This is a genomic window from Stenotrophomonas sp. ZAC14D2_NAIMI4_7, from assembly GCF_003086675.1.
Taxonomy (GTDB): Bacteria; Pseudomonadota; Gammaproteobacteria; order Xanthomonadales; family Xanthomonadaceae; genus Stenotrophomonas.
The window spans coordinates 4,342,681-4,367,264 of record NZ_CP025995.1 but is presented as its reverse complement, the minus strand read 5'-3'; the positions used below and the strand labels follow the sequence as shown (position 1 = coordinate 4,367,264).

Here is a 24,584-nt window from a genome sequence, read left to right as displayed (position 1 = left end):
GCGAACCGGCGGGCAAAACCGGCGATAATGCGCGCATGAGCGAACATGATCTTCCCGCCGGCGTGGTTGCCACGCTGGAACAGGGCCTGGCCAGCATGGGCCTGGCGGCCGACCTGGCGCCGCCGCTGCTGCGCTACCTGGCCCTGCTGCACCGCTGGAACGGCACCTACAACCTGACCGCCATCCGCGACCCGCAGGAGATGGTCACCCGCCACCTGCTCGATTCGCTGGCCATGCAGCCGTTCGTGGCCGATGGCAGCCTGGCCGACCTGGGTACCGGCCCCGGCCTGCCCGGCATCCCGCTGGCCATCGCCTGCCCGGGCCTGCAGGTCACCCTGGTGGAAAGCAATGGCAAGAAGGCGCGTTTCATGCGCGAAGCCGTGCGCCAGCTGGGCCTGGCCAACGCCCGCGTGGCCGAGTCGCGCGCCGAGGCGCTGGACGAGGCCGGCCGCTACGACCAGCTGACCGCGCGCGCGATGGACACCCTGGCCGGCATCGTCCGCGTCGGTGGCCACCTGCTGCGCCCCGGCGGCGTGCTGTTGGCCATGAAGGGCGTCTACCCGCATGACGAGATCGCGGCCCTGCCGGCAGGCTGGCAGGTGCGCGAGGTCACCCCGCTGAGCGTGCCTGGCCTGGCCGGCGAACGCCATCTGGTTACCGTTACAGGCCCCTGAACCCCGCCGCCAGCCCTTTGCGAAACAACGGGTTGGCGATCCATGATTTCCGCACGGGGCCGGTTGTACGCATAATGACCGGTCCCAACCATCCGTCGACGAGGCACACCTGCATGGCCCGCATCATCGCCATCGCCAACCAGAAGGGTGGCGTCGGCAAGACCACGACCGCCGTCAACCTGGCCGCTTCCCTGGCCAACGCACCCAAGCGGGTGCTGCTGGTCGACCTCGATTCGCAGGGCAATGCGACCATGGGCAGCGGCGTGGACAAGCGCGAACTGGTCGCCTCCACCTACGATCTGCTGCTGGGTGAAGCCAACGCCGCCGATGTGCGCGTGGCCACCGCCGAAGGCTACGATCTGCTGCCGGGCAACATCGATCTGACCGCGGCCGAGATCCAGCTGATGGCACAGGAAGCGCGCGAGCAGCGCCTGAAGCGCGCACTGGCGCCGATCCGCGATGAGTACGACTACATCCTGATCGACTGCCCGCCGGCGCTGTCGCTGCTCACGCTGAACGCACTGGCGGCCGCCGATTCGGTGATCGTGCCGATGCAGTGCGAGTACTACGCACTGGAAGGCCTGAGCGCGCTGGTGGAAACCATCGAAGCGCTGCGCGCCAACCTGAACCCGGCGCTGGAGATCGAAGGCGTGCTGCGCACCATGTTCGACGTGCGCAACAACCTGGCCAACGCGGTGTCGGCCGAACTGACCGAACACTTCGGTGATCGCGTGTTCCGCACCATCGTTCCGCGCAACGTGCGCCTGGCCGAAGCTCCCAGCCATGGCCAGAGCATCGTCGGCTACGACCGTGCATCGCGCGGTGGCGTGGCCTACCTGGGCCTGGCCGGCGAGATCATCCGCCGCAACAACGAACGCAACAAGGCCGCCAAGGCCGTGGAGATCGCCTGATGACCAGCAAGCCTGCAGCCAAGAAGCGAGGCCTCGGCCGCGGCCTGGACGCCCTGCTGGGTCCGAAGGGCGCGGTCAGCCAGGTGCAGGCCACCACTGCTGTCATCGAGCCGCTGCCAGGTGAAGTGCTGCGCAAGCTGGCCGTCGGCCAGCTGCAGCCGGGCAAGTACCAGCCGCGCCGCGAGATGGACGAGGGCAAGCTCTCCGAGCTGGCCGATTCGATCAAGTCGCAGGGCGTGATCCAGCCGATCCTGGTGCGCCAGCTGCCGGCCGGCAACTACGAAATCGTGGCCGGCGAACGCCGCTGGCGCGCTTCGCAGCTGGCCGGGCTGGACGAAGTGCCGGTGGTGGTGCGCGAGCTGGAAGACCGCACCGTCATCGCGATGGCGCTGATCGAGAACATCCAGCGCGAAGACCTGAACCCGCTGGAAGAAGCCGAAGCGCTGCAGCGCCTCATCAGCGAATTCACCCTGACCCATGCCGAGGCCGCCGAAGCGGTGGGCCGCTCGCGCGCTGCGGTGTCCAACCTGCTGCGCCTGCTGGAACTGCCGGTGGCGATCCGCCTGCTGCTGGAAACCCGCCGGCTGGAAATGGGCCACGCCCGCGCGTTGCTGACCCTGGCCCCGGAACTGGCCGGCAAGCTGGCCCAGGAAGCGGCCGACGAAGGTTGGTCGGTGCGCGAGGTCGAGCGCCGCGCGCAGGCCTTCGCCGCCGGCAAAGTACCCAGCAACCGCCCGGTGGCGACGCCGAAGGTGCAGCAGGCCGACATCGCGTCGCTGGAAACCGAGCTGTCCGAATCACTGGGCACCAAGGTGGCCATCAACCACGGCCGCGGCGGCAAGGGCAAGCTGATCATCCACTACACCGACCTGGATACGCTGGACGGCGTGCTGGAAAAGCTGCGTACGCGCCAGGGCTGAGCCCGGCGCAGCGACACCGGACGTGGCCTGTTCCCGCAGCGTCCCGAAGCTGACAAGGGAACGCACCGCCGCGCGCACCGGGGGATGCACCGCTCTCCGGCCCGTGGCCTCATCCAGGGAACAGGACATGAGCAACGACTACGAGGACGTCAGCCCGGACGGTACCCAGATCCTGCGGCACCGGCGCGAGAAGGACTTCGTGCTCGCCATCGGCGAAGAACAGCATATCGAGGCGATCAGCGACCACATCGCGCGCCAACTCGGGCCGATCGCCACGGTCCTGCACGAACTGATCTCCGACCTGGTGCACATCGACGTGCACGTGGTGCCGGCCAATGAGCACTGCCCGTACCTGCGCCTGGTCACCTCTGGCATGAGCGACCTGCCGATGACCGTGCCCGCCGAAGCGGACGCGGACGTACCGCGCTACATGGAGCTGATGGTGACCCTGCCGGCCGACTGGCCACTGTCCCAGGACGCCTTCGAGGACGAGCGCAATTACTGGCCGGTGCGACTGCTGAAGGGCATGGCGCGGCTGCCGCACGAGTACGACACCTGGCTGGGCTTCGGCCACACCATTCCCAACGGCCACCCCAGCGAGCCCTATGCGCCTGGCGTGGGCTTCGACGGTGCCATCGTCCTGCCGCCGGTCACCACCCCGGGCGACTTCGCCACGCTGGAACTGGACGACGGCAAGCGCATCAGCTTCATGAGCCTGGTCCCGCTGTATCCGGAAGAAATGGACCTGAAGCTGAAAAAGGGCGCCGACGCACTGCTGGACCGCTTCGATGCGAAGAAGATCAACGATGTGATCGCGCCGGGCCGGGTCAACGTCGCAAGGAAGCGTTTCGGTTTGTTCTGAGACCGGTAACATCGGGGGCCTGAACTTCGTTTCCGGGCCCCCTTCCATGACCATCCTGCTCACCGGCGCTGCCGGCTTCATCGGTGCCTACACCGCCCGCGCCCTGCTGGAGCAGGGCCAGGCCGTGGTCGGCCTGGACAACTTCAACGATTACTACGACCCGCAGATCAAGCGCGACCGCGTCGCCGCGCTGTGCCCCACGCTGGACCTGCGCACGCTGGACCTGACCGACCGCGAAGGCCTGGCCGCGCTGTTCGACGAAGTGCAACCCAGCGCGGTGATCCACCTGGCCGCGCAGGCCGGCGTGCGCTATTCGCTGGAAAACCCGCACGCCTACGTCGACAGCAACCTGACCGGCTTCGTCAACATGCTGGAACTGTGCCGCCACCGGGGCGTGCAGCACCTGGTGTACGCCTCCAGCAGCTCGGTGTACGGCGATTCGGCCACGCCGCCGTTCTCCGAAGACCAGCGCGTGGACCAGCCGCGCTCGCTGTACGCGGCCACCAAGGCCGCCAACGAGCTGATGGCCTACACCTACGCGCAGCTGTATGGCCTGCATGCCACCGGCCTGCGCTTCTTCACCGTGTATGGCCCGTGGGGCCGCCCGGACATGGCACCGCTGCTGTTCGCGCGCGCGGTGCTGGCCGGCCGCCCCATCGATGTGTTCAACGAAGGGCGCATGCAGCGCGACTTCACACATGTTTCCGACATCGTGGCCGGTATCCTCGGCGCCCTCGCGCACCCGTCCACCGAGCCGGTGCCGCACCGCGTGTTCAATCTGGGCAACCACACCCCGGTCGAGCTGGAACGCTTCATCGGCGTGATCGAACAGGCGGCCGGGCGCCCGGCGCAGAAGGTCTATAAGCCCATGCAGCCCGGCGACATGGTGCGCACCATGGCCGACACCCGGCGTGCCCATGACGCATTCGGCTTCGAGGCGGTCACTCCGATCGAACAGGGGCTGCCGCCGGTGGTGCAGTGGTGCCGCGAGTACTTTGGCGATCGCGCCTGAGGAAGGCTCCTCACGCAGCCGGGTTCATCTTCGGATAACCTCGGCTGCGGACAATGCGCGGTCTTTGTTTCCCTCTTGGCCGAGTGCCCCATGAGCCAACCTGAGCTTTCCGTTGTCGTTCCGGTGTTCAACGAGCGCGACAATGTCGCCCCGCTGGTGGCCGAGATCACTGCCGCCCTGCGCGGCCATCTGCCGTTCGAGATCGTCTACATCGACGACCATTCGCGCGACGACACCCTGGCCGTGCTGCAGGGCCTGAAGGCCACCACCCCGGAACTGCGGGTGCTGCACCATGTCAGCCAGAGCGGGCAGAGCACCGCCGTGCGCACCGGGGTCAAGCACGCGCGCGCGCCGTGGATCGCCACCCTGGATGGTGATGGCCAGAACGATCCGGCCGATATTCCCAGGCTGCTGGCCGCCCGCGCCGCCGCCGATGCGCAGGTGAAACTGTTCGCCGGCTGGCGGGTGAACCGCCAGGACAGCGGCAGCAAGCGCTGGGCCAGCCGCTGGGCCAATGCGATCCGTGCGCGCATGCTGCGTGACGACACCCCCGATACCGGCTGCGGCATCAAGCTGTTCGAACGCGCCGCCTTCCTCGACCTGCCGTACTTCGACCACATGCACCGTTACCTGCCGGCGCTGATGCAGCGGGCCGGCTGGAAGACCACCAGCGTGCCGGTGAACCATCGCCACCGCACCGCCGGGGTTTCCAAGTACAACAACCTGGGCCGCGCGCTGGTCGGCATCCGCGACCTGCGCGGCGTGGCGTGGCTGATCACCCGCAGCAAGCGCACTGCGGTGGAGGAGCGTTGATGGCGCTGCACTGGCTGGACCAACCGCTGACCTGGCTGTACTGGACCGGCCTGCACGTAACCGGCTGGAAGCTGATCGGCTATACCGGCGCGCTGATGTTCGGTGGCCGCTGGCTGGTGCAGTTCGTGGCCTCCAGGCGCGCGGGCAAGCCGGTCATCCCGCGCCTGTTCTGGTACATGAGCGTGGTCGGCAGCCTGATGACGCTCAGCTACTTCCTGTTTTCGGCCAAGCAGGATTCGGTGGGCGTGCTGCAGAACCTGTTCCCGGCGTTCACCGCGCTGTACAGCCTGCACCTGGACATCAAGCACCGCGGCTGGAAGCGCGACAAAGCCGGCCATTGAGGTACGGGGTCGGATCCCTTTCCGCAGGAAAGGGCTCTGACCCCCGTCAGGATCCCCGGCGCATCCACGCATGGCGTGGACCCTGCACGTCCGGTGGTAGCGCCGGGCCATGCCCGGCGGATGTCTCCGTTGTCCGCGCTGCGCGCTCGCGGGGCATGGCCCCGCGCGACCGGGTGCAGGCAGGACCTTCGTCCCATGCCTGCACGGGGCTGGCGGTGCGATCATCGGGGTCTGCCTTCCCGGGAACCTGTGCTTGTGAAAACCCGTCTTGCCGTTGCCCTGCTGATCGCCCTGGCCTCGCCGGCCGTTGCCTTGGCCGCGCCGCCCGCTGCCGCCGCGCCGGCCAGCATGGCCGCCGAATCGCCTGCCGACGCGGCGTTCCGCGCGATCTACGAGAAAGAATGGAAGTGGCGCCAGGACGGCGGTGGTGAAGCCAGCGAAGACGGCGATGCACCGGCCAATGCCACCCGCCTGCCCGATGTCGGCGCCGCCGCCCAGCAGGGGCGGCTGAAGGTCTGGGACCAGACCCTGGCCGACCTGAAGAAGATCGACCCGGCCACGCTCAGCGCGGCCAACCAGGTGAACTACGCGATCTATCGCGACCAGGTGTTCAACCTGGCCGAGGAGACCCGCCTGCGCGGCTACGAAATGCCGTTCAATTCCGATTCCTCGTTCTGGTCCAACCTGTCCTTCATGGCCCGGCGCGAGATGAAGACCGCGCAGGACTACCGCAATTACATTGCTCGCCTGAACGATGTGCCGCGCTACTTCGGCCAGCAGACCGACAACATGCGCGCCGGTTTGAAGCGCGGCTTCAGCGTGCCGCGTGCGGTGCTCGATGGCCGCGAGGTGTCCATCGCCACCGTGGCCGAACTGAAGGACCCGACCCAGTCGCCGCTGTACGCGCCGTTCAAGAAGCTGCCCAGCAGCATCCCGGCGGCCGAACAGGCCGCGCTGCGCGAGCAGGCGGTGGCGGCGATTGGCGGCAAGGTGGTGCCGGCGTTCCAGCAGCTGCGCACCTTCTTCGTGCAGGAATACGTGCCGCAGGCCCGCACCACCCTGGCCGCCGAAGCGATGCCGGGCGGCAAGGCGTACTACAAGCAGCAGATCCACGAGTACACCACGCTGGATCTGACGCCCGACCAGATCCACCGGATCGGCCTGGAGGAAGTGGCCCGCATCCAGCAGGAAATGAACGCCATCATCAAGCAGGTGGAGTTCAAGGGCAGCTTCGCCGACTTCCTCACCTTCCTGCGCACCGACCCGCAGTTCTACGCCAAGACGCCGGAAGAGCTGCTGTCGCGCGCCGCGTGGATCTCCAAGCGTGCCGACGGCCAGATCGGCAAGTTCATGACCCTGCCGCGCGCCCGCTTCACCATCGTGCCGGTACCGCCGGATATCGCTCCGTTCTGGACCGCGGGTCGCGGGGGCATGGGCACCTACTGGGTGAACACCTACGATCTGCCGTCGCGCCCGCTGTACAACCTGCCCGCGCTCACCCTGCACGAATCCGACCCGGGCCACGCCCTGCAGGGCGCGCTGGCGGCCGAGCAGGGCGAACAGCCCGAGTTCCGCCGCAATGCCTACATTTCGGCCTATGGCGAAGGCTGGGCGCTGTACTGCGAAAAGCTGGGCGTGGAAATGGGCATCTACGAAACCCCCTACGAGGACTTCGGGCGCCTGACCTACGAAATGTGGCGCGCCGCGCGCCTGGTGATCGACACCGGCGTGCACAGCAAGGGCTGGACGCGCGACCAGGCGCTGGCCTACCTGCGCGACCACACCGCGCTGAGCGAGCACGAAGTGACCACCGAAGTGGATCGCTACATTTCCTGGCCGGGCCAGGCGCTGAGCTACAAGCTGGGTGAAATCGCCATCGTGCGCCTGCGTGCCCAGGCCGAGAAGGAGCTGGGCGACAAGTTCGACATCAAGGGCTTCCACGATGCCGTGCTGAAGCAGGGTTCGGTGCCGCTGCCGGTGCTGGAACAGCAGATCCAAGCGTATATCGCCGAACGCAGGAAGGCCTGACCGGTAACGCCGCCGGGCCATGCCCGGCGAGCGGCTGCGATTGTGTAACGGCTGCAACGCCCGCTACCCTCCCGGCATGATCCGCTTCGTGCGTCGCCGCCCGTCGTTCCTGCTCCGCCTGCTGATGCTGGTGGTGGTGGCGATTGGCAGCGTGGGCGGCGCCACGGCGTCGGCACTGGGCGAGCTGCACGAGATGGCGCATCTGGACCATCCGGCGGCGCCGCATGATGCCGCCGCGCTCGATGCCGGGCACGATCCGGACGACACCAGCGCTCGCTTGCTGCACGCGCTGGTGCATTGCGGGCACTGCCACGGCCAGGGCGGCGTCTTGCCGTTCGCATTGGCGAGCTGGGAACTGCCGCTTCCGCCGTCTGCCGCCGCGCCGACCACGATCGACACCGACGGCCGTCCCGCGCCGCTGGAGTCGCTGCTGCGTCCTCCGATCCAGGCCTGATCCATCGCCCGCCGTGCGCGGGCTTCCGATCCTGTCCTGAGATTTCCGGAGTATTCCCATGTGGATCCGCCTGGCCGCTGTCGCGGCCCTGGCGATCGCGCCGTGCGTGCATGCGCAGGCGCCGTCGTCGCTTGACCCCCTGACCCTGGACGCGGCCGTCGACCGTGTCGCCCGTACCCATCCCGACCTGCGCCTGCCCACACTGCAGCGCCAGGCCGCCGAAGCCCGCCTGGATGGCGCCGCGCTCACCCCGGCGCTGGTGCTTGGCGTGGAGCTGGAGAACGTGCTGGGCACCGGCGGCACCCGCGGTTTCGATGCCGCCGAAGCCACCGTCACCCTGGCCGGCGTGCTGGAACGCGGCGGCAAGCTGGACGCGCGTCGTGCCGTGGCCCAGGCCAACCTGGACGCGCTGGCGCCGCAGCGCGAGATCACCCGCCTGGACCTGCTGGCCGAAACCGCGCGCCGCTACCTGGCCATCAGCGCGGCCGAACAGCAACGCCGCATTGCCGTGGACGATATCGAGCAGCGCCGCCGCGCGGTGGCCGCCGCACGTTTGCGCCTGCAGGCCGGTGCCTCGCCGGCGTCCACGCTGTTGACCGCGCAGGCGGCACTGGCCCAGGCCGAACTGGACCGCGACCGCAGCCTGCAGGCGGCACGCGCCGCGCGCATGGCGCTGGCGGCGCTGTGGAACGCGCGCGAAGTGGATTTCGACGTCATCACCGGCGACCCCTTGCAGCTGCCCGCCCTGCAGGACTTCCAGCAACTGGCGCAGCTGCTGCAGCGCACGCCGGAACTGGCGGCGATCGCCACCGAAGCACGCGTGCGCGAAGCGCAACTGCAGTTGGCGCGCAGCCAGCAGCGCAGCGACCTGTCCTGGCAGCTGGGCGCGCGCCACATGCGTGACAGCGGCGACAACGCCCTGCTGGCCGGCTTCAGCGTGGCGCTGGGCAGTGCGCGCCGTGCGGCCCCGGAGATCCGCGCCGCAGAAGCCGAACTGGCCCTGAGCGCAGTCGAGCGCGAGGCCCGCGCGCTGCAGCTGCACGCCACCTTGGCCGAGGCGCACGGCCGCTACGAAACCGCCCGGCTGGAAGTGCAGCGCATGCAGCGCGACGTGCTGCCGCAACTGCAGAAGGCCGAAAAGGCCGCCGAAACCGCGTGGCGCGCCGGTGCCATCAGCTACCTGGAGTGGGCCCAGCTGCAGGCCATGCGCATCGAAGCGCGGCAGCGGCAGTTGGATGCCGCGCTGTCGGCACAGTCCGCCCTGATCGAAATCCAGCGCCTGAGCGGACAACCGCTGCTGGCCGCCTCTGCTGAAGGAACCCTGCCATGAAGGCTGTCACCTCCCTGATCCGCCTGGCCACCGTGGCCGCGCTGCTGGTCGTGCTGAGCGCCTGTGGCAACGGCGGCCCGCAGGCCACGCCGCCTGCGGACGATGACCACGATCACGCCGAAGGCGAAGCCGCGCATGCCGACGATGCGCCCGAGCGCACTACCATCACCGCCGCGCAGGCGGCCGAGGCGGGCATCGCCAGCGCCGCAGCGGGCCCCGGCACGATCGCCGACGAACACGACGTGCAGGGCCTGCTGGCCCCGGTCGATGGGCGCAGCGCACAGGTCACCGCACGCTTCCCGGGCCCGGTGCGCGCGCTGCGCGCGAACGTGGGCGACCGCGTGCGCGCCGGCCAGCCGCTGGCCAGCATCGACAGCAACCTCAGCCTGACCACCTACAGCGTGGCCGCGCCGATCAGCGGCGTAGTGCTGTCGCGGCAGGTGCAGGTGGGCGCCATGGCGGGCGAGGGCCAGGTGCTGTTCGAGATCGGTGATCTGTCGCAGCTGTGGGTGGACCTGCACATCTTCGGTGCCGACACCCAGCACATCACCGCCGGCGTGCCGGTCACCGTCACCCGCATGACCGACGGCGTCAGCCAGGTCACCACCCTGGAACGCGTGCTGCCCGGCACCGCCACCGCCAGCCAGAGCACCGTGGCGCGCGCCAGCGTGGACAATGCCGATGGCCTGTGGCGGCCTGGTGCGGCGGTGCGCGCGCGCATCGTAGTGGCCAGCACGCCGGCCGACATCGTGGTGCCGCTCAGCGCATTGCAGACCCTGGACGGCAAGGACGTGGTGTTCGTGCGCGAGGGCGACACCTATACGGTGCGACCGGTCACCCTGGGCGCACGCGATGCGCAGCAGGTGGCGGTCAGCGCCGGGCTGCGTGCCGGCGAGCAGGTGGTGGTGCAGCAGAGCTACACGGTGAAGGCCGACATCGGCAAGGCGGGTGCCAGCCATGAGCACTGACCCCAACGCCCGCCACGGGTTGCTGGAACGCATCATCGCCGCGGCCATCCAGCGCCGCTGGCTGATGCTGGGCCTGACCCTGGTGCTGGTGGCGGTGGGCATCTGGAGTTTCGCCCGGCTGCCGATCGACGCCACCCCGGACATCACCAACGTGCAGGTGCAGGTGAACACCGCCGCGCCCGGCTATTCGCCGCTGGAAAGCGAACAGCGCATCACCTACGCGGTGGAAACGGCGATGGCCGGCCTGCCGAAGCTGGACCATGTGCGTTCACTGTCGCGCTACGGCCTTTCGCAGGTCACCGTGGTGTTCAAGGACGGCACCGATCTGTACTTCGCCCGCCAGCAGGTGGCCGAACGCCTGCAGCAGGTGCGCTCGCAGATTCCGGCCGGGCTCGACCCGCAGCTGGGGCCGATCGCCACCGGCCTGGGCGAGATTTTCATGTACACCATCGACGCCGACCCCAAGGCGCGCAAGCCCGACGGCACGGCCTACACCGCCACCGATCTGCGCACCCTGCAGGACTGGGTGATCCGACCACAGCTGCGCAACGTGCCGGGCGTGACCGAGGTCAACACCATCGGTGGTTTCCAGCGCCAGGTGCACATCACCCCGGATCCGGCGCGACTGCGCGCGCTGGGCTTCAGCCTGGACGACGTGGCCGAAGCCGTGCAGGCCAACAACCAGAACGTCGGTGCCGGCTACATCGAACGCAATGGCCAGCAGTTCCTGGTACGCATTCCCGGCCAGGTGGCCGATCTGCAGGAGATCGGCAACATCGTGCTGGACCGCCGCGAAGGCGTGCCGATCCACGTGCACGACGTGGCCAGCGTGGCCGACGGCCCGGAACTGCGCAGCGGCGCGGCCACCCAGAATGGCCATGAAGTGGTGATGGGCACCGTGGTGATGCTGGTCGGTGCAAACAGTCGCGAGGTCGCGCAAGCCGCAGCCGCTCGCCTGCAGCAGGCGCAGGCCAGCCTGCCCGCGGGGGTAACCGTTACCGCCAGCTACGACCGCACCGCGCTGGTCGACCGCACCATCCAGACCGTGGCGCGAAACCTGCTGGAAGGTGCGCTGCTGGTGATCGTGGTGCTGTTCCTGCTGCTGGGCAACGTGCGTGCCGCGTTGATCACCGCGGCGGTCATTCCGCTGGCCATGCTGTTCACCCTTACCGGCATGGCCCGTGGCGGCGTGTCGGCCAATCTGATGAGCCTGGGCGCGCTGGATTTCGGCCTGATCGTCGATGGCGCGGTCATCATCATCGAGAACTGCCTGCGCCGCTTCGGCGAACGCCAGCACGCGCTGGGCCGCGACATGACCGTGGCCGAACGCTTTGCCGAAACCGCCAGCGCCACCGCCGAAGTGATCCGTCCCAGCCTGTTCGGCTTGGGCATCATCACCGCGGTGTACCTGCCGATCTTCGCGCTCACCGGCGTGGAAGGAAAAATGTTCCACCCGATGGCGATCACCGTGGTGCTGGCACTGACCGGCGCCATGCTGCTGTGCCTGACCTTCGTGCCGGCTGCCATCGCGCTGTTCCTCGGTGGTCGCATGCAGGAAAAGGAGAACCGGCTGATGGCCTGGCTGCGGCGGCGCTACCAGCCGCTGTTGGCGTTCACCCTGCGCCGCGGCCGCTGGGTCGCCGTGGGTGCCCTGCTGCTGGTGCTGGGCTGCGGCGCCCTGGCCACACGGCTGGGCAGCGAATTCGTGCCCAGCCTGGACGAAGGCGATGTGGCCATGCATGCCATGCGTATTCCCGGCACCAGCCTGGCACAGTCGGTACAGATGCAGGTGCAGATTGAACGCCGCCTGCTGCAGGTGCCGGAAGTGGCCAAGGTGTTTTCCAAGATCGGCACGCCGGAAGTGGCTTCCGACCCGATGCCGCCTTCGGTGGCCGACACCTTCATCATGATGAAGCCCCGCAGCCAGTGGCCCGACCCGCGCAAGCCGCGCGCCACGCTGCTGGCCGAGCTGGAACGCACGGTGGAATCGCTGCCCGGCAACAACTACGAGTTCACCCAGCCGATCCAGATGCGCATGAACGAGCTGATTTCCGGCGTGCGTGCCGATGTGGCGGTCATGCTGTACGGCGATGACCTGGATACCCTGCGCAATGTCGGCCAGCGTCTGCAGCGCGTGGTTGCGGCGGTACCGGGCGCGGCCGATGTGCGGCTGGAAGAGACCAGTGGCCTGCCGCTGCTGACCGTGCTGCCGGATCGGCAGCGGCTGGCCGGCTATGGCCTGAACCCGGGGCAGGTGCAGTCCACCGTGGCCACCGCCGTGGGTGGGCAGGTGGCCGGGCAGTTGTTCGAAGGTGATCGCCGCTTCGATATCGTGGTGCGCCTGCCCGAAGCACTGCGCCAGGACCCGGCCGCCCTGGCCGATCTGCCCATTTCGCTGGAGCCGGCGCTGGCCAGTGACAACGGCGATGAGTTGAGCCGGGGCGTGGCCGCAGGCAGCGGTGCACCGCGCACCGTGCCGTTACGCGAACTGGCCCGCATCGAAACCAGCGAAGGCCCGAACCAGATCAACCGCGACAACGGCAAGCGCCGCATCGTGGTCACCGCCAACGTGCGCGATCGTGACCTGGGCAGTTTCGTGGCGGACCTGCAGCAGGCGGTGCAGGGCAGGGTGGAACTGCCGGCCGGCTACTGGATCGACTACGGCGGCAGCTTCCAGCAGCTGATCTCGGCCAGCCAGCGCCTGGCCGTGGTGGTACCGGTCACGCTGCTGCTGATCTTCGTGCTGCTGTTCTGGGCGTTCGGATCAGTGCGTGATGCGGCCATCGTGTTCAGCGGCGTGCCGCTGGCCCTGACCGGCGGCGTCCTGGCGCTGGCGTTGCGCGGCTTGCCGCTGTCGATCTCGGCCGGTGTGGGTTTCATTGCCTTGTCGGGTGTGGCGGTGCTCAACGGCCTGGTGATGATCAGCTTCGTGCGCCACCTGCGCGAACAGGGCCTGCCCCTGCTGGATGCGGTGCGCGAAGGCGCGCTGGGGCGCCTGCGCCCGGTGCTGATGACCGCGCTGGTCGCCTCGCTGGGCTTCGTGCCGATGGCCTTCAATGTCGGTGCGGGTTCGGAGGTGCAGCGACCCCTGGCCACCGTGGTGATCGGCGGCATCGTCTCGTCCACCCTGCTGACCCTGCTGGTGCTACCCGTGCTGTACCGCTGGCTGCACCGCCGCGAGGCCTGACCGGAGGGGTCGGATCCCTTCCGCAGGAAGGGATCCGACCCCATCCACTTACGGCAGCTTCGCAATCACCTTGATCTCGAACTGGAACCCATACAGCCAGGTGACGCCGATACCGGTCAGGATCGGGTGCGGCGCTTGGCCCCAGTACTCGGGCACGATGGCCCAGGCCTTCTCGAAATTCTTCTCCGGATCGACCAGAAACACCGTCACGTCGATCACATCGTCGAACGTGCAGCCGGCGGCCGCCAGCACCGCGTTGAGGTTGTCGAAGGCGCGGCGCACCTGGGTTTCGAAGTCCGGCTCGGGCGAGCCGTCTTCACGGCTGCCGACCTGGCCGGAGACGAACAGGAAGCCATTGGACCGGATGGCCGGCGAATAGCGGTTGCGCTCGTAGAGGGCCTGGCGACCGGCGGGGAACACGACATCACGCTGTGACATGGGGACTATCCCGTGGAAGAGAGGGCCATCGTCCTCTCCAATGCTGTCTGGATAAACCGCGATAATCGGCCTAGATTGATTGCCATTCCCAAACAATCGCGGGCCGCCCATGGACCGATTCGAGGCAATGCGGGCCTTCGCCCGGGTGGTGGAAACCGGCAGCTTCACCCGGGCCGCGCACACCCTGCAGGTCAGCCGCACTACGGTCACCCAGCTGGTGCAGCAGCTGGAAGCGCACCTGCGCCTGCGCCTGCTCAACCGCACCACCCGGCGCGTCAGCACCACCGCCGACGGCGCGGCGTACTACCCGCGCATCGCCCGCCTGCTGGCCGAACTGGAGGCGGTGGAAGGCGGCCTGGGCGAGGCCGCCAGCCAGCCGCGCGGGCGCCTGCGCATCGATGTGCCGGGGCCGTACGCACGCCTGCGGCTGGTACCGGCGCTGGCGGACTTCCGTGCACGCTACCCGGAGATCCAGCTGGACATCGGCGTCAGCGATCGCGAAGTGGATGTCATCGCCGACAACGTGGACTGCGTGATCCGCGGCGGCACCCCGGCCGACCCGGCGCTGGTCGCACGGCCGCTGGCCAGCCTGCCGATCGGCTTCCATGCCAGCCCCGCCTACCTGCAGCGTTTCGGCATGCCCGACCACCCGCGCGCGCTGGAAGGGCCGGACCATCACGTGGTCGGCTTCCTCAGCCCGCGCAGCGGTCGTGCGCGGGTGTTCAGCGCCCGCCGTGGTGATGAGCGCATGGAGGTGCAGGGCCGTTACACGGTGGGCTTCGACGATGGCAATGCCTACCTGGCGGCCGGTGTGGCCGGACTGGGCGTGATCGCCCTGCCCAGCTACATGGCGCAGCCGCACGTGGCCCGCGGCGAACTGCAGCCGGTACTGCAGGACTGGCAGCTGCCGCCGATGCCGATGCACGTGATGTTCCCGCCGAACCGGCATATGAGCCAGCGCCTGCGGGTGTTCATCGATTGGTTGGTGGAGGTGCTGGGGTAATGCCCTTGTAGCGTCGAGCGTTGCTCGACTGCTTCTGCCGCCAACCGAACGCAGACTCGGGATTGCAACTGTTCCTAGGTCGATGGCGTCAACGTTCGTGCGACCATTTCCGGCACGCCACAAAGGAAATGGATTGCCACATGAGTCGTATCGTTGCACTGGACACCGAAACCACCGGCCTGTCGCACAAGCAGGGCCATCGCATCATCGAAATCGGTGCGGTGGAAATGATCGACGGACGAATCACGGGTCGCCAGTTCCACACGTTCCTGCAGCCACAACGTCGCGTGGACCCTTTCGCACAACGTGTGCACGGCATCAGCGACGCCATGCTGGTCGGCAAGCCGTTGTTTTCCAGCAAAGCGGTCGAACTGCTTGAATTCCTGCGTGGCAGCGAACTGGTGGCCCACAACGCCACGTTCGACGTCGGCTTCCTGGACCACGAGCTTCGCCTGTCCGGCCACACGGTCGCCCTGGCCCACCATTGCCGCGTGACCTGCAGCCTGAAGATCGCCCAGCAGCGCTGGCCGGGGCAGCCCAACAAGCTGGATGACCTGCTGCGACGCCTGGGCATTCCCGGCGAGCGCGGCCTGCATGGCGCGCTGAAGGATGCGCATCTGCTGGCCCAGGTGATTCCGCACCTGCGTTGAGTTGGCCTGCAGCAAGGGTCAGAGCCCGCGTCTGTCGACGCGGGATCCGACCTCATCGGGAAGGCGTGACGACACCCGTGTGGCTGGCCCTACGCATCTGCAGGGGAGCGTAAGGACAAGTTGTCGTCATGCACGCGATTGAACCTGCAGACATGTTCAATGTGTTGCCGCGCTTCGGGTGAGAACCAGCCAAGCACTTCTACCAGGTGTCGATGTCTATCACGCAGATCCTGATGGAAGGTGATGGGTTCATGGTGGAAAACGCGATTCAGCAGAGCGCGCGCGCCTTCGACCCGACGTTGAACTTTTGCTCTGGTTCTCCAGGATTTGGAAACGCCCGGTAGAACCGTGCCGAGGAGGGTAGGCCACGCTGCCCGTCCTCCATGTTCATAGGCGAAGTGAAACATCCCGCACCAGAAGCCGAACCCGAGTTCTGCAACGATTCGATCCGGATCATGGGGCTTGTTGCGCTTGGAGAGCGTTGCTTTTGCCTCCAGGACCATACGTGCATGGTTCGCATTGAGCCAGGCCTGCGCATACCAATCGCGCGCGCCGAAGTGGCGGCTGAAAGCGTTGTGAATGCTGTTGCGCATCACTACTTCCAGCATATGAAGCACGGGATACAGGGCCTCGCACAGAAGCATGTTTCTGGCGTGCCTTGCTACGGCCTCAATGCCCGCATTTCCGTATGAGTGGGCTACCGATGTCACCTGCTGAGGCTGGGCGACAGTGGCGGGTGCCTGGTGGATCTTCAGAGCGCCGGCCAGCGCCGAGCCCAGCGCGCCCCCGGGTGCTTGGTTGACGGGATCGATCACAACCGCGGCAGCGGGCGCATCTGGCAATCCGTAGGGTGCCAATCTGGTCGATGACACTGCCGCTACCAACCCGTCAGCGATCTTCACATCAATGAGCGATGCCCAATGCGGACTCTTGAACACGGTGTGATCTTCCCCTAGCATCGGCAACGCATACCCCGGCAAGCTCCTCTCCTCACATGCTTCACGTGAGTGATGGGTCCGGGGTTTTTTTTGTCCGCCAGCTTTCCGTGTGCTGTGTTCACCCCGGCATTTCATAGGCTGGGCAAGGGGGCCGGCAGAGCCCTTTCAACGTTCTACAGCAACGTCAGGCGGGGGGTAAGGTCGATTTCCGTCAATCGTGGCGACGGCGGTGGCCACGCCATCTTCGCTGGCCATCGCTGCACCCAGTGCAACGGCACGCGCGCGCGTTTCCGGGTCTTCGGCGAACGCGATGGCCGTCGCCAGCGTGGCCAAATGCAACCGCTTCGGCGACAGCGGCGCCGGCGCCACACCCAGCGCCTGCAGTCGCCGCGCCCAGAAGAACTGATCGGCGGCGAAGGGCATCACCAGCGAGGGAATACCCGCGCGGCACGCAGAATGCGTGGTGCCACTGCCACCGTGATGGATGGCCAGCGCGCAGCGCGGGAACAACGCTTCGTGCGGTGTCGGGCCGACGACGAACACGTTCGACGGCAGCTCGCCTGCAGGCAGGCCTGCCCAGCCGGGAAACAGCAGCACGCGGCGCGGTGCCAGCGCGTGCAGCAACGCTGGCAGCACGCGCTCGCGGTCGAAGCCGGTCATGCTGCCGAAGCCCAGGTACACCGGTGGCGGACCGGCATCGAGGAAGGCCCGCAGGTCTGGCGGCGGCAACCACGGTTGCTCCGGCATCCGCCATTGCCCGCACACCACGTGGTCGGTCGGCCAGTCTGGCGGGGGCGGCAACAACTGCGGGGAAATGCCGTACAGCATCGGCAGCCCGGTCCACAGCGTGCGGCGCGGTGCTTGCCCCAGTGCGGCTCGCGCCGTGTTGATCGGTGCCCGGAAGGTGCGCCAGACGGCCCGGTTGACCAGCCCATAGCTGGCCCGGCGCAGGAACCCGGGCAGCGGCAGTGGTGGCAGGAAGGGGGACGCAAAGGCCCGCGTCGGGGTGAGCGGAATCATGCCGGTGCCGATCGCTGGCAAGCCGTGCCGCTCGGCCACGCTCAAACCCACCAGGGCGGCCAGACCGCCCGTCAGTATGGCGTCGCAGCCCGTGGCGGCCGCATCGACCTGCGCCATCCAGGCCGGCACGTGGCGGCCGGCCATCCGCGCCAGACCGCGCGAGGCGGCAGCCAGGTTGTTGCCGCGTGCCACCAGGGCCACCACTTCGTCGTGGATGTCGCCTTCCAGCGCCGCGTGCGGCACGCCGAGGTCGCGCGCAGTGGCCAGCGTGCCCTGTTCGGCCAGCAGCATCACTTCGTGGCCCGCCTGGCGCAGCCCGTGGCACAGCATCACCAGCGGCCGGGTGTCGCCTTCGGTGCCATAGGTCAGGGCCAGCAGTCGCATGGAAGGGCTCGCGGGAGGGGCTGCCAGTATGGGCAGACCCGGCATGAACACGGTGTGCCACGTTCAGCCTTTGCCCTGTGGACAACTTGCGCAAGTGATTGAAAGCCTGCATAATGCGCGGCTCGCTGTGTCCGGTTTCGTACCGGGCGGCACCCCCGGGAGCACGTCCCCGGCCGCCCAACGCCAGCGTAACCCTTTGATTCTCTTGACGTGTGGTGGGCAACCACCGAGGCCGCCGTCTCCCGGGCTACGGGCTGACAAAATTAACTATCGAGGTGCGCAATGTCCCGCGTATGCCAGGTTTCCGGCAAGCGAGTGCAGACGGGTAACAACGTCTCGCACGCCAACAACAAGACCCGTCGTCGTTTCCTGCCCAACCTGCACGAGCGCCGCTTCTGGGTTGCCAGCGAAAACCGCTGGGTGAAGCTTCGTGTTTCCGCGCATGCACTGCGCACCATCGACAAGAACGGCATCGATTCCGTTCTGGCTGAGCTGCGTGCGCGCGGCGAAAAGGTCTGAGGAGTAGACGATCATGGCAGGCAAGCGCGATAAGGTCCGTATGATTTCGACCGCCGGTACCGGTCACTTCTACACGACCGACAAGAACAAGAAGAACACCCCGGGGAAGATGGAATTCTCCAAGTACGATCCGGTCGTGCGCAAGCACGTCCCGTACAAGGAAGGCAAGATCAAGTAATCCGCAAGGGTTGCTGATCGCCTCCGGAAAAACCCGCCCTTGTGGCGGGTTTTTTCATGCCCAGCGCCCGGCAGGTGCTTACCTCGCCCGGTAGGTGCCAACGTTGGTTGGCACACTCACCCCGCCCGGTAGGTGCCAACCTTGGTTGGCACATTCACCCCGCCCGGTAGGTGCCAACCTTGGTTGGCACACGGCTTCCAGGCAGTCGAGCAGCAATCTCCCCCCGTGCCGTGCGGCCCGTTCCTCGCGCATGGCGATGCGTTCATCCCAATGGCGCCCGCCGGTCATGGGGCGCAGCTCGACTCTACACACCCTGCTGGGCAGAATGGCTGCACACCTCCCGACGGGCGACGCGATGCTGTTCGAGTGGCTGCTGGGTTCCTACCTGCTGTTGATCGACTGGCTCATCCGCCTGGTCGCGCTGTGCTGGATTCCCACCCGCACCACGCCGGGGGCCGCACGCAGCTGGCTGCTGCTGGTCGGCTTCGTGCCCCTGCTGGGCCTGCCGTTGTACCTGCTGTTCGGCCACCCCTGGCTGTCGCGCGAACGCATCCGCCGCCAGGCCGAGGCTTCGTTGGTCATCCGCGAAGAGCAGGCGTTGCAGCGCCGCCTGCGCTGGATGCCGCAGCCTGACACCGCCAGTGCCGAGATCGTGCCGCTGGTGCAGCGCCAAGGCGACTTCATGCCGGTGCACGGCAACGCCGTCGATCTGCTGACCGACTACGACGAATCGCTGCACAGCCTGATTGCCGACATCGACCAGGCCGAAGACCGCGTCCACCTGCTGTACTACCTGATGTTCGATGACGCGGTGGGCGAGGCCATCGTCGAAGCCCTGCAGCGTGCCGCCGCCCGTGGCGTGCAGTGCCGCGTGCTGCTCGATGCCGTCGGTGCCAAGCGTGGCCTGCGCGCCTACCGCAAGCGGCTGCAGGCACGCGATGTGGAGGTGCGGGCGATGCTGCCCGGCGGCCTGCGCTGGCGTCGCAGCGGCCGCATGGACCTGCGCAACCATCGCAAGATCGCGGTAATCGACAACGAAGTGGCCTACGTGGGTTCGCAAAACCTGGCCGGGCCGCAGTTCGTGCCCGGCCATCCCAACCGTGAACTGGTGGCGCGCGTGCGCGGCCCGGCGGTGGCGCATCTGGAAGCGGTGTTCGCCAGTGACTGGTACATGGAAACCGGGCAGCGCCTGGAGGTGATCGCCAACGTACCGGTGTGCAGCGACGACATCGCCACCCAGCTGCTGCCCAGCGGACCCGCCTACCCGTACAGCAACGCGCGCGATGCCGTGGCCGCGCTCATCCACCTGGCACGCCGGCGCCTGGTGATGGTGACCCCGTACTTCGTGCCCGACGAGGCGACCCTGAGCGCGCTGCGTATCGCCGCGTTGTCGGGCGTGCAGGTGCAGTTGATCCTGTCGGCCAGCAACAACCAGCGGCTGACGTCCTGGGCGCAGGAGGCGTACTACGACGAACTGCTGCGCTGTGGCGTGCAGATCGCGCTGTACGAACCGCAGTTCCTGCATGCCAAGCACATGAGCGTGGACGAAGACATCGCGGTGCTGGGCTCGATCAACATGGATATCCGTTCGTTCGCGCTGAATGCCGAGATCGGTCTGATCTGCTACGACCGCCCGCTGGTGAAGCAACTGTGCGCGATCGAAGACGACTACCTGCGGCAATCGACGCTGCTGGACCTGGAAGAGTGGCGGCAGCGGCCGGCATGGCGGCGCAGCCGTGAAGGCATTGCACGGCTGGCCGATGCGCTGATGTAAACGGACGCGTTGGCGCGGGCCACGCCGGCCATGGCCTACAATCCACGCATGACTGATTCCGCGCGAACCGCTGAAACGGACCTGGCGATCATCGGTGGCGGCGCCGCCGGCGTACTGGTGGCCCTCCACGTGCTGCAGCAGGCCCGGCAGCCCCTGCGCATCGCCCTGTTCGAGCCGGCCTCGCAGCCGGCGCAGGGCATTGCCTACTCCACACCGTGGCCCGAGCACCTGTTGAACGTGCCGGCGGCGAAGATGAGCGCGTTCCCGGAACAGCCCGGCGACTTCCTCGATTATCTGGAAACGACCAACGCCTATCCGGGTGAAGCACGCGATGTGCTGGGCGAGCGCTATGTCTGCCGCCATTACTTCGCCAGCTACCTGCAGCAGCGCCTGCAGCAGGCGGCTGCGGCCAGCCCGGCGCACGTGCAGGTCATCGCCCAACCGGTGCTGGCCCTGCAGGTGGACGCGCAGGGCTGCCAGTTGCAGCTGGGCGATGGGCAGACGCTGCGCGCCGCGCAGGCCGTGCTGGCCACCGGCAACAGCATGCGCCCGCTGCCGGTGCCCGGCGCCGACGCCTTGCCGGCCGATGCGGTGGTCGAAGCCTGGGATTACGACGGCGTGCGCACCCTGGCCGGTACGCAGGCACTGGCCATCGTCGGCTCGGGCCTGAGCATGGCCGACACCGTGCTGGCGCTGGTGGCTGCCGGCCATAGCGGCCCGCTGCATGTCATTTCCCGTCATGGCCTGCTGCCGCTGCCGCACGACCATGGCGTGCTGCCCAGCTTCGATCCCGCCAGCCTGCTACCGCTCACCCTGCGCCAGCGGCTGCGCGCACTGCGCCAGCACGCCCGTGAACTGCAGGCCGCCGGGCAGCCGTGGCAGGGCGTGATGGACCGCATCCGCGCCCATGGGCAGGCCCTGTGGTGCAGCCTGGATGCAGCCGATCAGCGCCGCTTCCTGCGCCATGCGGTGCGCTACTGGGACGTGCATCGTCACCGCATTGCCGAAGACATCGATGCGCAGCTGCAGGCGCTGCAGGCCAGTGGTCAGCTGCAGATCCACCGCGCACGGCTGCAGCAGGTGCGCCAGCAGGACGGCGCCCTGCTGCTGAGCGGCCGCAGCGCCGATGGTGCTGACCAGGCCTGGGCCGTGGCCGGTATCATCAATGCCACCGGCGTGGAAACCCGTGCCACCGCCCTGCGCAACCCGCTGCTGCTGCAGCTGCTGGCCGATGGCGTGGCGCGGCCGGGACCGCATGGGCTGGGCCTGGACAGCAGCCTGCCCGGCGATCGCCTGCACGACGCGCAAGGCCTGCCGCAGCCCCGACTGGGCGTGCTGGGCAGCCTGCGTATCGGCAGCCTGTGGGAAAGCCTGGCCGTGCCTGAACTGCGTCAGCAGGCGCAGGCGCTGGCCGCACAGGTGGTCGCAGGGCACGCGACCGCGATGCCGTAAAATGGGGGCATGGATGTCTCCCACCTGCTTGATGGCCTGAACCCGGCCCAGCGCGACGCCGTCTCTGCTCCCCCCGGCCACCACCTGGTGCTGGCCGGCGCCGGCTCGGGCAAGACCCGCGTGCTTACCCACCGCATCGCCTGGCTGCATGAAGTCTTCGGCGTGCCCACCCACGGCATATTCGCGGTCACCTTCACCAACAAGGCGGCCGGTGAAATGCGCCACCGCATCGACGCGCAGCTGCCCAACGGCAGTCGCGGCATGTGGATCGGCACCTTCCATGGCCTGGCCAACCGCCTGCTGCGCCTGCACTGGCAGGACGCGAAACTGCCGGAAGGTTTCCAGGTCATGGACTCGGACGACCAGCTGCGGTTGGTCAAGCGCGTGGTGCAGGCGCTGGAGATCGACGACAGCAAGCATCCGCCCAAGCAGATTGCGTGGTGGATCAACGAGCAGAAGGATGAGGGGCGCCGCCCGCAGCACATCCAGCCCGAGCCGCACGATGCGTGGCTGGAAACCATGCGCCAGGCGTACATCGAATACCAGGCGCGCTGCGACCGCGCCGGTCTGGTCGACTTTGCCGAACTGCTGCTGCGCGCGCATGAACTGCTGCGCGACAACCCGGCCCTGCTGGCGCACTACCGCGCCCGCTTCCGCGAAATCCTGGTGGACGAGTTCCAGGATACCAATGCCATCCAGTACGCCTTCGTGCGCGTGCTGGCCGGGCACGAAGGCCACGTGTTCGTGGTCGGCGATGACGATCAGGCAATCTACGGCTGGCGTGGTGCCAAGGTCGAGAACGTGCAGGGCTTCCTGCGCGATTTCCCTGGCGCGCAGACCATCCGCCTGGAACAGAACTACCGTTCCACCGCCAACATCCTCGGCGCTGCCAATGCGGTGATCGCGCACAACCCGGACCGTATCGGCAAGGAACTGTGGACCGACAGCGGCGATGGCGAGCCGATCGATCTGTACGCGGCCTACAACGAGATGGACGAGGCGCGTTACATCGTCGAACGTGCCCGCCAGTGGGTGCGCGACGGTGGCAGCTACACCGAAGTGGCCGTGCTCTACCGCAGCAACGCGCAGTCGCGCGCGCTGGAAGAAGCGCTGTTGAGCGAACAGGTGCCGTACCGTGTGTACGGCGGCATGCGCTTCTTCGAGCGTGCCGAAATCAAGGACGCGCTGGCTTACCTGCGCCTGCTGTCCAACCGCAACGACGATGCCGCCTTCGAGCGCGCGGTGAACACGCCCACCCGTGGCATCGGCGAGCGCACCCTGGATGAGGTGCGTCGCGAGGCACGTGCGCAGGGCATCTCGCTGTGGGAGGCCACCATGCTGGTCACCCAGGGCACGGCGCTGGCCGCGCGTGCACGCAATGCGCTGGCCGGCTTCCTGGTGCTGGTGAACGAGCTGCAGGCACAGACCCTGCACATGACCCTGGCCGAGCGCGTGGACCACATCCTGTCGCGCTCGCAGCTGCGCGAACACTGGAGCAAGGAAAGCCGCAATTCGCTGGATTCGGAATCGCGCACCGACAACCTGGACGAACTGGTATCGGTGGCCTCGCGCTTCGTGCGCCGTGCCGATGACATCGAGGAAGTGGGCGAGGAGATGGACGAGCTGGTCGCCTTCCTGGCCTACGCCGCTCTGGAGGCCGGTGAAGGTCAGGCGCAGGCGGGCGAGGAGGGCGTGCAGCTGATGACCCTGCACTCGGCCAAGGGCCTGGAGTTCCCGCTGGTGTTCCTGGCCGGCATGGAAGACGGCCTGTTCCCGAGTGCGCGCTCGCTGGAAGAAAGTGGCCGCCTGGAAGAAGAGCGCCGCCTGGCTTACGTGGGCATTACCCGCGCGCGGCAGAAGCTGGTGCTGTGCTATGCCGAATCGCGGCGTATCCACGGCCAGGACAACTACAGCCTGCCCTCGCGCTTCCTGCGCGAGATTCCGCGCGAACTGCTGCACGAGGTCCGCCCGAAGGTGCAGGTCTCGCGGCCGGCATCGCTGGGCAGCAGCCGGGTGATGGGCCACGCCTCGATCGAGGCACCGCCGCTGAAGCTGGGCGCGCTGGTGACCCATCCCAAGTTCGGCGAAGGCATGGTGACCGACTACGAAGGCAGCGGCGCGCACGCCCGCGTGCAGGTCGAATTCGCCGAAGCCGGCAGCAAGTGGCTGGTGATGGCCTACGCCAACCTGACGGTGATCTGATCACCGTCGGGGTCAGATCCCTCCCGCGGGAGGGATCTGACCCGCTCTGCGAGCTCCTGTAGAGTCGAGCTTGCTCGACTGTTTTGCACGTTCAGTCGAGCAAGCTCGACTCTACAGAAAGCAGTCGAGCAAGCTCGACGCTACAACGGCAGAATCCCATGACCCGCAACGTGCTCTTCCTATGCAGCCAGAACCGCCTGCGCAGCCCCACGGCCGAGCAGGTCTTCGCCGATTGGCCGGGGATTGAAACCGCCTCGGCGGGCTTGCTGGCCGACGCCGAGGAAGTGCTCAGCCCCGAGTTGCTGCAGTGGGCCGACCTGGTGTTCGTGATGGAGAAGGCGCACCGCAACCGGCTGTCCAGCCGTTACAAGGCATGGTTGAACGGCAAGCGGGTAATCTGCCTGGATATCCCCGACGACTACGACTACATGGACCCGGTGCTGGTGGAGCTGCTGAAGCACAAGGTTCCGCCGTTCCTGCGCTGACAGGTCGCCACGGCCCCCTGTCGCGCGACGCAGCCGCCCCG

General features: G+C 67.7%; 22 protein-coding genes and 1 pseudogene. 20 read left to right on the top strand and 3 right to left on the bottom strand.

Going from position 1 to position 24,584, the window contains the following annotated elements:
- Window positions 1-35: 35 nt before the first annotated feature.
- The 12 genes and pseudogenes from rsmG to C1922_RS19840 all read left to right on the top strand — a co-directional run bounded on the left by rsmG (window position 36) and on the right by C1922_RS19840 (window position 13,500).
- Window positions 36-674, top strand: a complete 639-nt coding sequence (rsmG, locus tag C1922_RS19895) for a 16S rRNA (guanine(527)-N(7))-methyltransferase RsmG (protein ID WP_108751361.1) — start codon at window positions 36-38, stop codon at window positions 672-674.
- A 113-nt stretch (window positions 675-787) separates the two neighbouring features.
- On the top strand, window positions 788-1,585 hold the full coding sequence (locus tag C1922_RS19890) for a ParA family protein (RefSeq protein WP_108751360.1): 798 nt from the start codon (window positions 788-790) through the stop codon (window positions 1,583-1,585).
- Window positions 1,585-2,505, top strand: a complete 921-nt coding sequence (locus C1922_RS19885) for a ParB/RepB/Spo0J family partition protein (RefSeq protein WP_108751359.1) — start codon at window positions 1,585-1,587, stop codon at window positions 2,503-2,505. The genes C1922_RS19890 and C1922_RS19885 overlap by 1 nt, the downstream gene beginning before the upstream one ends.
- Before the next feature lie 127 nt (window positions 2,506-2,632).
- A complete protein-coding gene (locus C1922_RS19880; protein ID WP_108751358.1) occupies window positions 2,633-3,367 on the top strand; it encodes a suppressor of fused domain protein in 735 nt (244 codons plus the stop codon).
- Window positions 3,368-3,413: 46 nt separating this feature from the next.
- Window positions 3,414-4,379, top strand: coding sequence for an NAD-dependent epimerase/dehydratase family protein (locus tag C1922_RS19875; protein WP_108751357.1), 966 nt, complete (start codon window positions 3,414-3,416; stop codon window positions 4,377-4,379).
- A 90-nt stretch (window positions 4,380-4,469) separates the two neighbouring features.
- A complete protein-coding gene (locus C1922_RS19870; protein WP_108751356.1) occupies window positions 4,470-5,192 on the top strand; it encodes a glycosyltransferase family 2 protein in 723 nt (240 codons plus the stop codon).
- Window positions 5,192-5,533 (top strand): lipid-A-disaccharide synthase N-terminal domain-containing protein, encoded by a 342-nt coding sequence (locus C1922_RS19865; RefSeq protein WP_108751355.1) that lies wholly within the window; start codon window positions 5,192-5,194, stop codon window positions 5,531-5,533. Before C1922_RS19870 ends, C1922_RS19865 begins: the two co-directional genes overlap by 1 nt.
- A 255-nt stretch (window positions 5,534-5,788) precedes the next feature.
- Entirely contained in the window at window positions 5,789-7,561 is a 1,773-nt protein-coding gene (locus tag C1922_RS19860) for a DUF885 family protein (RefSeq protein WP_108751667.1), read from the top strand.
- Between the two features lie 76 nt (window positions 7,562-7,637).
- The gene (locus C1922_RS19855) at window positions 7,638-8,015 is read left to right on the top strand and encodes a hypothetical protein (protein WP_234413402.1); all 378 of its coding nucleotides are present in this window, start codon (window positions 7,638-7,640) and stop codon (window positions 8,013-8,015) included.
- Between the two features lie 58 nt (window positions 8,016-8,073).
- Window positions 8,074-9,345 carry a TolC family protein gene (locus C1922_RS19850; RefSeq protein WP_108751354.1) on the top strand — a complete coding sequence of 424 codons (1,272 nt, stop codon included), beginning with the start codon at window positions 8,074-8,076 and terminating at the stop codon, window positions 9,343-9,345.
- Window positions 9,346-9,500: 155 nt separating this feature from the next.
- Window positions 9,501-10,313 (top strand): annotated as a pseudogene (locus tag C1922_RS19845) (efflux RND transporter periplasmic adaptor subunit); the annotation flags it as partial.
- A gap of 19 nt (window positions 10,314-10,332) precedes the next feature.
- Entirely contained in the window at window positions 10,333-13,500 is a 3,168-nt protein-coding gene (locus tag C1922_RS19840) for a CusA/CzcA family heavy metal efflux RND transporter (RefSeq protein WP_199912267.1), read from the top strand.
- 48 nt (window positions 13,501-13,548) lie between these two features.
- On the opposite strand, the gene C1922_RS19835 is transcribed toward C1922_RS19840, so the two are convergent.
- A complete protein-coding gene (locus C1922_RS19835) occupies window positions 13,549-13,938 on the bottom strand; it encodes a RidA family protein (RefSeq protein WP_108751351.1) in 390 nt (129 codons plus the stop codon).
- 109 nt (window positions 13,939-14,047) lie between these two features.
- On the opposite strand from C1922_RS19835, the gene C1922_RS19830 reads away from it, so the two are divergent.
- Entirely contained in the window at window positions 14,048-14,941 is an 894-nt protein-coding gene (locus tag C1922_RS19830) for a LysR family transcriptional regulator (protein WP_108751350.1), read from the top strand.
- 140 nt (window positions 14,942-15,081) lie between these two features.
- Window positions 15,082-15,591 carry a DNA polymerase III subunit epsilon gene (gene dnaQ / locus C1922_RS19825; RefSeq protein WP_108751349.1) on the top strand — a complete coding sequence of 170 codons (510 nt, stop codon included), beginning with the start codon at window positions 15,082-15,084 and terminating at the stop codon, window positions 15,589-15,591.
- A gap of 89 nt (window positions 15,592-15,680) precedes the next feature.
- Here dnaQ and C1922_RS20475 read toward each other — a convergent pair whose 3' ends face one another.
- Together C1922_RS20475 and C1922_RS19820 are read right to left on the bottom strand one after the other, a co-directional pair.
- Window positions 15,681-16,529 (bottom strand): hypothetical protein, encoded by an 849-nt coding sequence (locus tag C1922_RS20475; protein WP_159092051.1) that lies wholly within the window; start codon window positions 16,527-16,529, stop codon window positions 15,681-15,683.
- Window positions 16,530-16,694: 165 nt separating this feature from the next.
- Complete coding sequence (locus C1922_RS19820) at window positions 16,695-17,933, bottom strand: glycosyltransferase (RefSeq protein ID WP_108751348.1); 1,239 nt, start codon at window positions 17,931-17,933, stop codon at window positions 16,695-16,697.
- A 282-nt stretch (window positions 17,934-18,215) separates the two neighbouring features.
- Here C1922_RS19820 and rpmB point away from each other — a divergent pair, with 282 nt between their 5' ends.
- The 6 genes from rpmB to C1922_RS19790 all read left to right on the top strand — a co-directional run bounded on the left by rpmB (window position 18,216) and on the right by C1922_RS19790 (window position 24,543).
- Window positions 18,216-18,452 (top strand): 50S ribosomal protein L28, encoded by a 237-nt coding sequence (rpmB, locus tag C1922_RS19815; protein ID WP_005411638.1) that lies wholly within the window; start codon window positions 18,216-18,218, stop codon window positions 18,450-18,452.
- Between the two features lie 10 nt (window positions 18,453-18,462).
- Complete coding sequence (gene rpmG / locus C1922_RS19810; RefSeq protein ID WP_170272460.1) at window positions 18,463-18,630, top strand: 50S ribosomal protein L33; 168 nt, start codon at window positions 18,463-18,465, stop codon at window positions 18,628-18,630.
- A 355-nt stretch (window positions 18,631-18,985) separates the two neighbouring features.
- Complete coding sequence (cls, locus tag C1922_RS19805; protein ID WP_108751347.1) at window positions 18,986-20,404, top strand: cardiolipin synthase; 1,419 nt, start codon at window positions 18,986-18,988, stop codon at window positions 20,402-20,404.
- A 30-nt stretch (window positions 20,405-20,434) separates the two neighbouring features.
- Window positions 20,435-21,856: an FAD/NAD(P)-binding protein gene (locus tag C1922_RS19800; RefSeq protein ID WP_108751346.1), complete on the top strand. Its 1,422-nt coding sequence runs from the start codon at window positions 20,435-20,437 to the stop codon at window positions 21,854-21,856.
- A gap of 9 nt (window positions 21,857-21,865) precedes the next feature.
- Window positions 21,866-24,058, top strand: coding sequence for a DNA helicase II (uvrD, locus tag C1922_RS19795; protein WP_108751345.1), 2,193 nt, complete (start codon window positions 21,866-21,868; stop codon window positions 24,056-24,058).
- A 158-nt stretch (window positions 24,059-24,216) separates the two neighbouring features.
- Window positions 24,217-24,543, top strand: coding sequence for a low molecular weight protein tyrosine phosphatase family protein (locus C1922_RS19790; RefSeq protein WP_108751344.1), 327 nt, complete (start codon window positions 24,217-24,219; stop codon window positions 24,541-24,543).
- Window positions 24,544-24,584 lie beyond the last annotated feature (41 nt).